Below are 12,992 nucleotides of genomic sequence, written 5' to 3' on the forward strand. Positions count from 1 at the left end.
CATCGGTTTCCGCGGGGGGCGCATGAGCAAATCGCCAGCCCCGGGGCTGTATTCCCCGGCGTTCGAGCACGACAGCTGCGGCTTCGGCCTGGTGGCGCGGCTCGACGACCGCCCGCAGCGGGCGATCGTGGACGCGGCGCTGGTGGCGCTGGACCGGCTGACCCACCGCGGTGCCGTGGCCGCCGACGGTCGCAGCGGCGACGGCTGCGGCCTGCTGCTGCGCCGGCCCGAAGCCTTCCTGGCCGCGATTGCCGCCGAAGCCGGCCTGGCCTGGCGGTCCGGCGATGCCTGCGGCCTGGTGTTCCTGCCCGACGACGATGCCGGCGATGCCCGCTGCCGCGAGGCGCTGGCCGGGGCCCTGCAGGCCCGTGGCCTGGCCGTTTCCGGCTGGCGCGAGGTGCCGGTTGACCAGGCGGCCTGCGGCGAAGTGGCCCGGCGCGGGCTGCCGCGGCTGGCCCAGGTGTTCGTGCATGCGCCGGGCGACGGCGATGCCGCAGGCTTCGAACGCAGGCTCTTCCTGGCCCGGCGGCCGGGTTTTTATGTCGCCAGCCTGTCGGCGGCGACCCTGGCCTACAAGGCCATGGTGCTGCCGGCGGCGCTGCCGTCCCTGTTCCCGGACCTGGCGCGGGCCGACCTGGCCAGTTCGGCGGTGGTTTTCCACCAGCGTTTTTCCACCAATACCGCGCCGGCCTGGGCGCTGGCCCAGCCGTTCCGGGTGCTGGCGCACAACGGCGAGATCAACACCATCGCCGGCAACCGCTGCTGGGCCCTGGCGCGCGCCGCGCACTGGCGCACGCCGCACTTCGACCTGGCCGAGCTGCAGCCGCTGGTGTCGCTGGAAGGCTCGGATTCGCAGAGCCTGGACAACATGCTCGAGCTGCTGCTGATGGGCGGCATGGACCTGCTGCAGGCCATGCGCCTGCTGGTGCCGCCAGCCACGTCTTCACTGGAGTACAAGGACCCGGACCTGGCGGCGTTCTACGAATACCACGGGCTTTCCAGCGACCCCTGGGACGGGCCGGCCGGCATCGTGATGTGCGATGCCCGCTACGCCGCCTGCACGCTCGACCGCAACGGCCTGCGGCCGGCGCGCTGGCTGCTCACCGACGACCAGATGCTGGTGGTGGCCTCGGAAACCGGCGTCTGCGACGTGCCCGACGACGCGGTGGTGGCGCGCGGCCGGCTGGGCCCGGGCGAGATGCTGGCGGTGGATTTCGGCCGCGGCCGGCTGCTGGGCAGCGAGGACATCGACGCCATCAACAAGGCGCGCGCCCCCTACAAGGCCTGGCTCAAGCAGGGCGTGGAGTACCTGTCCACCAGTCTGGTCGACCCCTCGCTGGCGGCCGAACCCATGGACCCGGCGACGCTGCGGCGTTTCCAGGTGCTGTTCCAGCTGACCCGCGAAGAACGCGAGTCCGAGCTGCGCGTGCTTGCCGAAACCGAACAGGAAGCCACCGGATCGATGGGCGACGACACGCCGCTGGCGGTGATGTCGCACTTCATCCGGCCGGTGCACGACCACTTCCGGCAGGCCTTCGCCCAGGTCACCAATCCGCCGATCGACCCGCTGCGCGAGCAGGTGGTGATGTCGCTGGCCACCCAGCTGGGCCCGGAAGGCAATGCCTTCGAAGACACCGCCGACAATGCTGTGCAGGTGCTGCTGAACTCGCCGGTGCTGAGCCAGCGCAAGCTGCGCCAGCTGCTGGCGATGCCGCGTTTTTCCGACGCCCACGCGCTGATCAGGCTGAACCTGGGCGCGGGTGAATCCCTCGAGCAGGCGCTGCACCGTATCCGCGACGAAGCCGAAGCCGCGGTGCGCGCCGGCGCATCGATGGTGCTGCTGACCGACCGTTACCCGGAGCCCGGCCAGGCCGTCGTGCCGGCCCTGCTGGCCACCGGTGCGGTGCACCACCACCTGGTCGCCACCGGCCAGCGCTGCCGGGCCAATGTGGTGGTGGAAACCGGCGCGGCCCGCGGCGCGCACGCCATCGCCTGCCTGGTGGGCGTGGGCGCGACGGCCGTTTACCCCTACCTGGCCTACCAGACCATCGCCGCGCTGGGCCGTTCAGGCGTGGTCGCGGGCAAGATCGGCAACGCTCCGGCCGAACTGGGCCGCAGCTACCGGCGCGGCATCAAAAAGGGCCTGCTGAAGATCCTTTCGAAGATGGGCATCAGCACCATCGCCAGCTATCGCGGCGCCCAGCTGTTTGAAATCGTCGGCCTGGCCGATGAAGTCGTGGCGCTGTGTTTCCCCGGCGTGCCCAGCCGCATCCAGGGCGCGGGCTTCGCCGAACTCGAAGCCGAAGCGCGCGAACTGGCGGCCCTGGCCGCGTCCCCGACGGCGGAACTGGCGCCGGGTGGCCGGCACAAGCTGGTGGTCGGCGGCGAAAGCCACATGTTCAACCCGGACGTCATCAACAGCCTGCAGCAGGCGGTGCGCAGCGGCGACAGCGCCGACTACCAGCGGTACGCGGCGCACGTGGACGGCCGCGCCCCGGCGGCGCTGCGCGACCTGCTGCAGCTGCGTGAGGCCAAGACGCCGCTTGCGCTCGATGAGGTTGAGCCCACCGAAGCCATCCTGGCGCGCTTCGATTCGGCCGGCATGTCGCTGGGCGCGCTGTCGCCGGAAGCGCACGAAGCGCTGGCGATCGCGATGAACCGCCTGGGCGGGCGTTCGAATTCCGGCGAGGGCGGCGAAGACCCCTCCCGGCACGGCACCGAAAAGCGCAGCAAGATCAAGCAGGTCGCGTCCGGCCGCTTCGGCGTGACGCCCGAATACCTGGTCAACGCCGAAGTGCTGCAGATCAAGATCGCCCAGGGCGCCAAACCCGGCGAAGGCGGCCAGCTGCCCGGCCACAAGGTCAACGCCACCATCGCCGCGCTGCGCCACGCGCGCCCGGGCATCGGCCTGATCTCGCCGCCGCCGCACCACGACATCTATTCCATCGAAGACCTGGCGCAGCTGATCTTCGACCTCAAGGAAGTGAACCCGTCGGCGCTGGTGTCGGTGAAGCTGGTCTCGCACGCCGGCATCGGCACCATTGCCGCCGGCGTGGCCAAGGCCTATGCCGACCTGATCACCGTTTCCGGCCACGACGGCGGCACCGGCGCTTCGCCGCTGTCGTCGATCCATCACGCCGGCACGCCCTGGGAACTGGGCCTGGCCGAAGTGCAGCAGACGCTGCGCCTGAACCACCTACGCGGGCGCGTGCGCCTGCAGGTGGACGGGGGCCTCAAGACCGGCCGCGACGTGGTGAAGGCGGCCATCCTGGGCGCCGAGAGTTTCGGCTTCGGCCCCACGCCGATGGTGGCGCTGGGCTGCCGTTACCTGCGCATCTGCCATCTGAACAACTGCGCGACCGGCGTCGCCACCCAGGACCCGCGCCTGCGCGCGAACCATTTCATCGGCCTGCCGGAAATGGCGATGAACTTCTTCCGCTTCGTTGCCGACGACGTGCGCCAGTGGCTGGCGCGGCTGGGCGTGGCGCGGCTCGAGGACCTGATCGGCCGCACCGACCTGCTTGAACGCCTGCCGGGGGATACGCCGCGCCAGCGCCGCATCGACCTGGATCCGGTTCTGCAGGCGGCCAGCGGCAAAGGCGAAGCGGCCCGTTACAACCAGCAGCCCCGCAATCCCCCGCGCGACACCGGCGAACTGGCCGCGCGCATGCTCGAAGAAACCCGCGCCGCGCTTGCGGCCGGCGCCGGCGGCGAATTCCACTTCCCGGTGCGCAACCGCGACCGCAGCCTGGGTGCGCGCCTGTCGGGCGAAATCGCGCGCCAGCACGGCAACCAGGGCATGGCCGACACACCGCTGCAGCTGCGGCTTTCCGGCCACGCCGGGCAGAGCCTGGGCGCCTGGAACGCCGGCGGTTTGTTCATCGAACTCACCGGCGACGCCAACGACTACGTCGGCAAGGGCATGGCCGGCGGCCGCATCGTGCTGCGGCCGCCCGCGGATACACGCTACGTCGCCCGCGAGGCGCCGATCATGGGCAATACCTGCCTCTACGGCGCCACCGGCGGCGAGCTGTACGCCGCGGGGCGCGCGGGCGAACGCTTCGCGGTGCGCAACTCCGGCGCACTGGCGGTGGTCGAAGGCGTCGGCGACCACGGCTGCGAATACATGACCGGCGGCGTGGTGGCGGTGCTGGGCCGCACCGGCCTGAACTTCGGCGCCGGTTTCACCGGTGGCCTGGCCTACGTGCTCGACCTGGACCGCGATTTCGTCGACCGCTACAACCACGAACTGGTGGACGTGCACCGCGTCACGCCCGAAGGCATGGAACACCATCGCCACCACCTGCGCTGCCTGCTGCGCGACCACGCCGGCCACACCGGCAGCGTCTGGGCGACCCGCCTGCTGGAAGACTTCCGCGACGTCGCAGGCAAGTTCTGGCTGGTCAAACCCAAGGCCGCGTCACTCGAACAATTGGCCGACGACCTGCGGCGGGCGGCATGAAGGCCCGGCCCTTCCAGTTCCTGGACGTGCCGCGACGCATGCCGCGCGAACTGCCGGCCAACGTGCGCGTGCTGGGCTGGCAGGAAATCTACGCCGGCTTCGAAGCCGAAGGCGCCGCCGAACAGGGCGCGCGCTGCCTGGACTGCGGCAATCCCTACTGCGAGTGGAAGTGCCCGGTGCACAACCCGATCCCGGACTGGCTGGCGCTGGTGCGCGAGGGCCGCTTGTTTGAGGCAGCCGAGCTGGCGCATTCCACCAACCCGCTGCCGGAAGTCTGCGGCCGGGTCTGCCCGCAGGATCGCCTGTGCGAAGGCGACTGCACCCTGCACACCGGCTTCGAGGCGGTGACGATCGGTGCCATCGAGAAATACATCGTTGACGAAGCCTTCCGCCAGGGCTGGCGACCCGACCTTTCGGCGGTTCAGCCCAGCGGCAAACGCGTGGCGGTGATCGGCGCCGGCCCGGCCGGCCTGGCCTGCGCCGACCGGCTGGCGCGCGCCGGCATCCAGGCGCATGTGTTCGACCGCCACGCCCAGATCGGCGGCCTGCTCAGCTACGGCATCCCCGCCTTCAAGCTGGAAAAGTCGGTGATGGACGTGCGCCGCGAGGTGCTCGAAGGCATGGGCGTGCAGTTCCACCTGGGCGTGGACGTGGACGCGACGCTGGGCGCCGGGCTGCTGCGCGACCATGACGCGCTGTTCCTGGGCACCGGCGCCACCACGCCCGTGGATGCCGGCCTGCCGGGCCAGGAGCTTCCCGGCGTGCTCTCGGCCCTGCCCTTCCTGGTGGCCAACGCGCGCCGGCAGCGCGGCGAAAAACACGAAGGCGACGTCAACTTCGCCCTGGCGGGCCGGCGTGTACTGGTGCTCGGCGGCGGCGACACCGCCATGGACTGCGTGCGTTCGGCCGTGCGCCTGGGCGCGGCCCAGGTGACCTGCGCCTATCGCCGCGGCGAAGCCGACATGCCCGGTTCGGCGCGCGAGGTCAAACACGCGCGCGCCGAGGGCGTGCATTTCCTGTTCCACCGCCAGCCCCTGGCCATCGAGGGCGGCGCGGCCGTGACCGGCGTGCGCCTGGCCGCAACCCGCGCCAGCAGTGGCCGGGCTGGCGCACTGGAACTGGTCCCTGGCAGCGAAGAAACCATCGCCGCCGACGTGGTGATCCAGTCCTTCGGCTTCCGCGCCAGCCCCGCGCCCTGGTGGCAGGACATCGGCATAGAACTCGGCGGCCGTGGCCACGTCGCCACCCGCGGCCCGGCCGGCGCCACCTCGCACCCGAAGGTTTTCGCCGGCGGCGACAACGTGCGCGGCGCCGACCTGGTGGTCACCGCCGTCCACGACGGCCGCGAAGCCGGCGACGCCATCGCCCGGAAACTCGAGCTCGCTCCGTTATCATCCCGGTAATGACCGGGGACCAAGAATGAGCGAACTGCAGGACCTGACCTCGCTGGTGCGCGCCAACACGGCGCTGATCGTCATCGAGACCCCCGACGAGGCGCGCGTGGTGGACCTGTTCCGGCACCTGCTGATGAACGTCTGGCGGCCGCTGTACCACTGGTCGATCACCGAGGGCCTGCGCCGGGTCGACCTGGACGGCGAAGACCCGCCGCTCGCCTCGCCCGACGCCACCGGCACCCTGCGCGCCATCCGCGACCTCGACCAGCGCAGCATCTGCCTGCTGCTCGATTTCCACCCTTACCTCGGTTACGCCACCACCCAGCGCCTGCTGCGCGAAACCATGGAACGCCGCGGCAGCCTGGGCCACACCCTGGTGCTGGTGGGCGCGAAGATCGAACTTCCGCCCGACCTCGAGCACCACGCCGTGCGGTTTTCGCTGCGGCTGCCCGACGAAAACGCGCTGCTCAAGACCGTCAAGGACGAAGCTGCGCTGTACATGCGCGAACACGGCGGCAAGCGCGTCGAAGTCGACCAGGACGCGCTGAAGGCGATCGTGCGCAACCTGCGCGGCCTGTCGCTGACCGAAGCGCGGCGCCTGGCGCGGCACCTGATCTTCACCGACGGCGCGCTGCATGCCGGCGACCTGCCGGAGCTGGCCAAGCTCAAGTTCGAAATGCTGAACAAGTCCGGCCACCTGCATTTCGAATACGACACCGCGCAGTTCGCCGACGTCGCCGGGCTGGCGCGCCTGAAAGCCTGGGTGAACCAGCGCCGCGCCGCCTTCACCGCCGACAAGCTGCCGCCGGGCCTGGACCCGCCCAAGGGCATGCTGCTGCTGGGCGTGCAGGGCTGCGGCAAGTCGCTGGCGGCCAAGGCGGTGGCCGGTGGTTTCGGCGTGCCGCTGGTGCGGCTTGATTTTGGCACCCTGTACAACAAGTACCACGGCGAAACCGAAAAGAACCTGCGTGACGCGCTGGCCTCGGCCGAGCAGCTTTCGCCCTGCGTGCTGTGGATAGACGAACTCGAGAAGGGCCTGGCCGCCTCCGGCAGCAGCGAAGACGGCGGCGTGTCGCGCCGCGTACTGGGTTATTTCCTGACCTGGATGGCCGAACGCAAGTCCAAGGTGTTCCTGGTCGCCACCGCCAACGCAGTGAATGACCTGCCACCGGAGCTGCTGCGCAAGGGCCGCTTCGACGAAATCTTCTTCGTCGACCTGCCCGACCACGCCGCCCGCGCCGAGATCTTCCGCCTGCACCTGGAAAAACGCGAAGTGGACTGGGAAGGTTTTTCCCTGGACACCCTGGCCACCGCCGCCGACGGGTTTTCAGGCGCGGAAATCGAACAGGCCGTCGTCAGCGCACTTTATTCCGCCCACGCCGACGGCGTGCCGGTGGACGAAGCGCGCGTGGTCACCGAAGTCGGCGCCACCCGCCCGCTGAGCGTGCTGATGGCCGAACAGGTGAACGCCCTGCGCGCCTGGGCGAGCGGGCGTACCGTCCCCGCCGACTAGTGCGCTCGATGTGGGAGGGGTTTTTCTACTTCGGTTGCCAGTCCGCGGGCGGCTCGAGGGAGCGCCCCGTCGCCTGCGCGGCATAACGCATGGCGGCGAACTCGCCTTCGCTGGCGAAAATTTCGTAGTACCGGCCCCATTGCCCGTCGTCGAGCTCACTGCCGAAGTTCGCGACGCTGGCAAGCAGCCACTTCGCTTCGCGCTCCAGTTCGCGCGCGCCTTGTTGCTCGGCTGGCGTGCCGATCTTTTTTATCAGGGCGACCCCGATGAGGCGGTCCAGGAGAACGGTGCTGCGTTCGGCCATGCGACTGGCCACGGCCACGCAGAGCGTGCGCCGATCGGCGTCATCCTTCTCGCAGGCCTGCATGAAGGGCTGATAGCCGGGGAGGACGACCGCGGCGGCGATGGCCATGGCCTGGACGCCCGGGGCGGCCTCGGGACCGTATTCGTTTTCCGGGTGCTGCCACAGGGCGTCCGGCACCTGGCTGTAGCGCGCATGCAGGGAGGCAAAGACAGGAACCAGGTCCGGGTCGAACCTCGGCGCTGCGATGAGCTTTTCGCCGTGGGTGGCGAAGGCGTCCTCGTCGCCGCGCCTGGCCGCCATGCTCATCAGCACGAAGTGGTGGTAACCATTCTCTTTCGCGAGCCCGGCCAATCGTTCCCGGCTGTCGCTGCACTCACGGGCGTCCGCCCCCTTCTTCATGCAGTTGACGGTCGTATAGAGCCCCACGGGCACTTCGTCCGCGGCCGAATCCACGCGCTGCGCAAGGTCGTCGCGCGCCTGTTCAAGGGATTTGCGCAGCTCCGGATCGAGCTCACGGCCCGGCGCGTCGGCCTCCAGGGCCAGGTCGATCATCGGGACCAGGTAGGCATCGGAAAGCAGGTCGCCGGGCGCGTTCGCGGCGGCCAGGTTCACCCTTACGTTCATGTCGGCATTGCCGGGATCTTCTGCGCTTGCGGCAAAAGCGCAGCCCAGCATCAGCGGCAGCAGCAATCGAGTCTTCACGGTGGCCTTCTCCGGTCTATTTTCCCTCCCACACAGGACCTGGTTACAGCTGAGTCAGCAACCACGCCCACGCAGGCAGCGTGGCGAGTGAAAGCAGGATGCCATAACCCACCAATGCCGATGCCAGGCTCGGCGCCAATCTGTGCGATATCGCTAACGCCGCGGCGGTGATCATCGGTGGCATCGCGGCTTCCAGAACGGCGGTGTCGGCGGCGACGGCATCCATCGGCAGCCAGGCCACCAGCAGCAGCGCCAGCACCGGCATCACCAGCAGTTTCAGCGCCAGGCCGGCCGCCAGCGGCCTGAGTTCGTCGCGCGGCAGCTTCAGCTTCAGGCCAAGGCCAATCGCCAGCACCACCAGCGGCAGCAGTGCATCGGCCAGGCGCTGCAGGCCACCGGCAATCCATTCCGGCGGATCGGCCAGGAAGGGCGGGAACGTGGCGATGCGCCGCGCGATGTCGCGCCAGGTGGGTTCGGCGTCGCCGCCGTAGCGTGCCAGCACGTACAGGCCGAAGGTCGAAAGAATGAGGAAGGCGCCGAACTGGTCGTAGATGACCGCGTACGGTAGCGCGTCTTCGCCCAGCAGCGCGCGCACCAGCGGGTAACCCAGGAAGCTGGTGTTGCCCAGCGCTACGCACAGCAGCAGCACCGCGTGCTGGTCGCGGCGCAGCTTCAGCAGCCGGGTCACGCCGGAAACGGCCAGCACGGTGGCGCCGAGCAGGGCCCAGGGCACCGCGGCCACCGCGATCACCTCGGGCCCCAGCTCCAGCCGCGGCGCGTAGCGCAGCACCGCCGCCGGCAGGCACACGTACAGCACGACCTTGTTCAGGACCTCCGGCGCGCTTTCCGGAAACAGGCGCAGGCGCTGGAACACCAGCCCCAGGGCCAGCATCGCCAGGATCAGCGCAAAGGCGTCGAAGGCAGCCATGCAGTGCGCCGGTCAGCCGGCGAGGGCAGCCTTTTCGCTGGCGATCCACTCGCGGATCTTGGTCTGCAGCACGCCCATCGGCAGCGCACCGTCGGCCAGCACCTGGCGGTGGAAGGCGCGCACGTCGAAGTCGTCGCCCAGTTCGGCTTCGGCCTCTTCGCGCAGTTCGCGGATGACCCGCTGCCCGACCTTGTAGGAAAGCGCCTGGCCCGGCATCACGATGTAGCGCTCGACTTCGGCCACCACGTCGGACTCGGCCATGGACGAGTTCTGCATCATGTAATCGATGGCCTGCTCGCGGCTCCAGCCGTAGTAGTGCAGGCCGGTGTCCACCACCAGGCGCATGGCGCGCAGCTGTTCGTCGCTCAGGCGGCCGTACCACTGGTAGGGGTCGGTGAACAGGCCCAGTTCCTTGCCCAGCGATTCGGCGTACAGCGCCCAGCCCTCGGCGTAGGCGGTGTAGCCGCCGAAGCGGCGGAAGGCCGGCAGCGATTCCAGTTCCTGCTGGATCGAGACCTGGAAGTGGTGGCCCGGCGAGGCTTCGTGGATGGACAGGGTTTCGACCAGGAAGTTGGGCTGGGCGCGAAGATTGAAGGTGTTGAGGTAGAACACGCCCGGCCGCGAACCATCCGGCGTGCCGGACATGTAGGACGCGCCGGCCGAGGATTCGGCGCGGAAGGCTTCGACTTCGCGCACTTCGTAATCGGCCTTGGGGAAGATGTCGAACAGCTGCGGCAGCGCCGGATTGATCTTCGCCTGCACGTCGCGATACGCCTGCAGCGCTTCTTCGGGCGTCTTGAAGTAGAAGCGGTCGTCGGTCTGCAGGTGGTCGAAGAAGGCCGGCAGGTCGCCTTCGAAGCCCACCTGTTCGCGCACCGCGTTCATTTCGGCCAGGATGCGCGCCACTTCGTCCAGGCCGAACTGGTGGATCTCTTCCGGCGACAGGCCGGTGGTGGTCTGGGTGCGCACGCTGTAGGCGTACCAGTCCTTGCCGTCGGGCAGGTGCATCATGCCCACGCCTTCGCGGGCGGCCGGCAGGTACTGGTCGCGCAGGAAATCACGCATGGCGGCGTACTCCGGCACCACGGTGTCCATGATCGCCGCGCGGTAGGCCGCGGTGAGCCGTTCGCGTTCTTCCGCCGGGAAGCTTTCCGGCATGGCCGAAATCGGCCCCCAGAACACGCTGTCCTCGGCACGTTCGACCACGTGCGCCGCGAACTGCGGGATGGACTTCTCGACCACGGGCCTGGGCTGCACCACGCCCGCGGACATGCCTTCGCGCATGTTGGCCATGGCGCTTCGGTTGATGGCCGGGAAAGCGGCGATGCGCGCCAGGAAGTCGTCGTAGTGCTTGACCTCACTGAAGGGCTGCAGGCTTTTTCCCGAACCCAGCTGGGCGAAGAAGCTGCCGTAGTTGCTCATCTGGTTCACCGGCAGCATCCAGGCCGGGAAGCGATTGCCTTCCAGCGACAGGGTGCGGTCGCTGATGAAGACGTCGTAGCTGAGCCGGTCCTGGCCGGCCAGGGCGTCGCGGTCAAGGCGCTGGATGCGATCGAGGAAGTCCCGTTCGCGCGCTTCGGACTGTTCGCGGAAGCTGGCCGAGAAAAAATCGGGCAGCTGGTCGTTGTAGCGCAGGTCGCCCAGGGCGGTGGCCATGATCGGGTTGGCCTTGAGCTGGGCCTCGTGCCAGTCGGCCAGCAAGGTGTTGAGCTCGGCGGCTACGGTGGCCGGGTCTGCGGCAGGTGCCTCGGCGGCAGGAGCGGCCCCGGGCGCGGATTCGCCGCTGCAGGCGGCAAGCAGTAACAGGCAGGACAAGCACAGGGCCAGGGCGCGCATGACGTTTCCTTCGCTTTGTATCGGGGACAGTGCGCTATCTTCCCCCAGTCACCGCCCGGAGCCTACCGATGAAAGTCATGCCCGCCTCCCTGATGTGCTGCCTGGTCCTGCTGGCGGCGCCCGCTCCGGCCGCCGACCGCATCACCGGCCGCGATTTCGCCACGCGTTCGGTGGTCTACGCGCCCGAGGCCATGGCCGCCACTTCGCACCCGCTGGCCACCCAGATCGCGCTGGACGTGATGAAACAGGGCGGCAGCGCGGTGGACGCCGCCATCGCCGCCAACGCGGCCCTGGGCCTGATGGAGCCCACGGGCAACGGCATCGGCGGCGACCTGTTCGCCATCGTCTGGGACCCGAAGACGCAGAAGCTGCACGGTTACAACGGCTCCGGGCGTTCGCCCAGGGGCCTGACGCTGAAGTGGTTCCAGGACAACGGCCATGAATCGGTGCCCTCGCACGGCCCGCTGCCGGTGACCGTGCCCGGCGCGGTGGACGGCTGGTTCGCGCTGCATGGCCGTTTCGGCAAACTGCCGATGAGTGAGGTGCTGGCGCCGACCGTGCGCTACGCGCGCGAGGGCCACCCGGTGCACGACACCATCGCCTACTACTGGAACCGCAGCGTGCCGCTGCTGTCGAAGTGGCCGGGCTTCAGCGAACAGTTCACCATCGACGGCCGCGCGCCGCGCACCGGTGAGCTGTGGAAGAACCCGAACCTGGCCAATACGCTCGAGACCATCGGCCGCGATGGCCGCGACGCCTTCTACAAGGGTGACATCGCCCGCCGTATCGACGCCTACTTCCGCGAAAACGACGGCTTCCTGCGCTACGAGGACCTTGCCGCGCACGAAGGCGAGTGGGTCGAGCCGGCCAGCGCCAACTACCGCGGCGTCGATGTCTGGGAACTGCCGCCCAACGGCCAGGGCATCGCCGCGCTGCAGATCCTGGAGATACTGGAAGGCTTCGACTTCTCGAAGATCGATTTCGGCAGCGCCGAACACGTGCACCTGTTTGTCGAAGCCAAGAAGCTGGCCTTCGCCGACCGTGCGCGCTGGTACGCCGATCCGGACTATTTTCCGGCGCGCGATGGCGACCGTGCAAAGGCGAAGGCCCTGGTCGGTGAACTCATCTCCGAAGAGTACGCCGCCAAGCGCCGCGCGCTGATCAACCCGGACCGCGCCGCGAAATCCGTGGACGCCGGCATCCTGCAGCACGGCGACACCATCTACCTGACCACCGCGGACAAGGACGGCATGATGGTTTCGCTTATCCAGTCCAACTACCGCGGCATGGGCAGCGGCATGGCGACGCCGGGCCTGGGCTTCATCTTCCAGGACCGCGGCGAGCAGTTCGTGCTCAAGGCCGGCCACCCCAACAGCTTCGCGCCGGGCAAGCGGCCCTTCCACACCATCATCCCGGCCTTCATCACCAAGGATGGCAAGCCCTGGGTGAGCTTCGGCCTGATGGGCGGCGCGATGCAGCCGCAGGGCCACGCGCAGATCGTGATGAACCTGGTGGACTTCGGCATGAACCTGCAGGAGGCCGGCGACGCGCCGCGCATCCAGCACGACGGCAGCACGGATCCGGCCGGCCAGGTGGCCGAGATGAACGACGGCGGCGTGCTGAACCTGGAAACCGGCTTCGACTACGAAACCATCCGCGCCCTGATGCGCAAGGGCCACACCATCGAATTCGCCGACGGCCCCTACGGCGGCTACCAGGCGATTGCGCGCGATCCGGAAACCGGCGTGTATGCCGGTGCGTCCGAGAGCCGCAAGGACGGGCAGGCCGCGGGCTACTAGCGCGACCTGCAGGAGCCGAAAAAAAACGGGGCCCGCGAGGGCCCCGTTTCTTTT

7 protein-coding genes are annotated in these 12,992 nt (G+C 69.1%); 4 read left to right on the forward strand and 3 right to left on the reverse strand.

The features are described 5' to 3' along the window. The first annotated feature begins 22 nt into the window (after positions 1-22). The 3 genes from gltB to AACZ35_RS00185 are packed head-to-tail and all read left to right on the forward strand — an operon-like array spanning position 23 to position 7,369. Complete coding sequence (gltB, locus tag AACZ35_RS00175) at positions 23-4,462, forward strand: glutamate synthase large subunit (RefSeq protein WP_339824556.1); 4,440 nt, start codon at positions 23-25, stop codon at positions 4,460-4,462. Then, positions 4,459-5,865, forward strand: a complete 1,407-nt coding sequence (locus AACZ35_RS00180; RefSeq protein ID WP_339824558.1) for a glutamate synthase subunit beta — start codon at positions 4,459-4,461, stop codon at positions 5,863-5,865. Before gltB ends, AACZ35_RS00180 begins: the two co-directional genes overlap by 4 nt. 16 nt (positions 5,866-5,881) lie before the next feature. After that, the gene (locus tag AACZ35_RS00185; RefSeq protein WP_339824561.1) at positions 5,882-7,369 is read left to right on the forward strand and encodes an AAA family ATPase; all 1,488 of its coding nucleotides are present in this window, start codon (positions 5,882-5,884) and stop codon (positions 7,367-7,369) included. A 25-nt stretch (positions 7,370-7,394) separates the two neighbouring features. Here AACZ35_RS00185 and AACZ35_RS00190 read toward each other — a convergent pair whose 3' ends face one another. Genes AACZ35_RS00190 through AACZ35_RS00200 form a run of 3 tightly spaced genes read right to left on the reverse strand, consistent with a single transcriptional unit; the run spans position 7,395 to position 11,139 of the window. Further along, positions 7,395-8,375 (reverse strand): hypothetical protein, encoded by a 981-nt coding sequence (locus AACZ35_RS00190; RefSeq protein WP_339824563.1) that lies wholly within the window; start codon positions 8,373-8,375, stop codon positions 7,395-7,397. A gap of 43 nt (positions 8,376-8,418) precedes the next feature. Then, positions 8,419-9,303, reverse strand: a complete 885-nt coding sequence (locus tag AACZ35_RS00195) for an AEC family transporter (protein ID WP_339824565.1) — start codon at positions 9,301-9,303, stop codon at positions 8,419-8,421. A gap of 12 nt (positions 9,304-9,315) precedes the next feature. Then, entirely contained in the window at positions 9,316-11,139 is a 1,824-nt protein-coding gene (locus tag AACZ35_RS00200) for a DUF885 domain-containing protein (protein WP_339824568.1), read from the reverse strand. Between the two features lie 68 nt (positions 11,140-11,207). Between AACZ35_RS00200 and ggt the strand changes: the two genes are divergently transcribed. Beyond that, positions 11,208-12,938 (forward strand): gamma-glutamyltransferase, encoded by a 1,731-nt coding sequence (ggt, locus tag AACZ35_RS00205; RefSeq protein WP_339824571.1) that lies wholly within the window; start codon positions 11,208-11,210, stop codon positions 12,936-12,938. The last annotated feature ends 54 nt before the right edge of the window (positions 12,939-12,992 follow it).

The organism is uncultured Arenimonas sp., assembly GCF_963976025.1.
In the GTDB taxonomy this organism is placed as follows: Bacteria; Pseudomonadota; Gammaproteobacteria; order Xanthomonadales; family Xanthomonadaceae; genus Arenimonas.

Excerpts from the sequence above, each read along its gene's own strand:
- AACZ35_RS00195 (WP_339824565.1), bottom strand. The coding sequence starts at position 9,303 with ATGGCTGCCTTCGACGCCTTTGCGCTGATCCTGGCGATGCTGGCCCTG.
- AACZ35_RS00180 (WP_339824558.1), top strand. The coding sequence starts at position 4,459 with ATGAAGGCCCGGCCCTTCCAGTTCCTGGACGTGCCGCGACGCATGCCG.
- gltB (WP_339824556.1), top strand. The coding sequence starts at position 23 with ATGAGCAAATCGCCAGCCCCGGGGCTGTATTCCCCGGCGTTCGAGCAC.
- AACZ35_RS00185 (WP_339824561.1), top strand. The coding sequence starts at position 5,882 with ATGAGCGAACTGCAGGACCTGACCTCGCTGGTGCGCGCCAACACGGCG.
- AACZ35_RS00200 (WP_339824568.1), bottom strand. The coding sequence starts at position 11,139 with ATGCGCGCCCTGGCCCTGTGCTTGTCCTGCCTGTTACTGCTTGCCGCC.
- ggt (WP_339824571.1), top strand. The coding sequence starts at position 11,208 with ATGAAAGTCATGCCCGCCTCCCTGATGTGCTGCCTGGTCCTGCTGGCG.